The following is a 221-nucleotide window of genomic DNA, read 5'->3' as shown; positions in this document are numbered from 1 at the left end:
CTAATCGGCGTAATTCATCAATAAATGCTTGAGTCCCACCTTGCATATCTACCATTGTTTGAACTTCTACATCTGCCACCCAAAATTTAGCGTTTTTATCGCCACGATTCCAAAAATCTTGCGCTTCTTTTTTTGCATCTGAACTAGATATAAAACGGCAAAATGCATAATTCCCAAATGGGATACTACGTTTCTTCATTTCTTTCACATAACTTTGATAC

Annotated in this window: 1 protein-coding gene; it reads right to left on the bottom strand. The window is 36.2% G+C overall.

Going from position 1 to position 221, the window contains the following annotated elements; all coding sequences use genetic code 11:
- A partial coding sequence (locus KI356_RS27695; protein ID WP_498066726.1) for a glycoside hydrolase family 25 domain-containing protein occupies window positions 1-221 on the bottom strand: 221 nt, incomplete at both ends.

The organism is Bacillus hominis, from assembly GCF_018332515.1.
Taxonomy (GTDB): domain Bacteria; phylum Bacillota; class Bacilli; order Bacillales; family Bacillaceae_G; genus Bacillus_A; species Bacillus_A hominis.
Note: the sequence above shows the minus strand (reverse complement) of the source record. Positions and strands in the feature narration are given on the sequence as shown.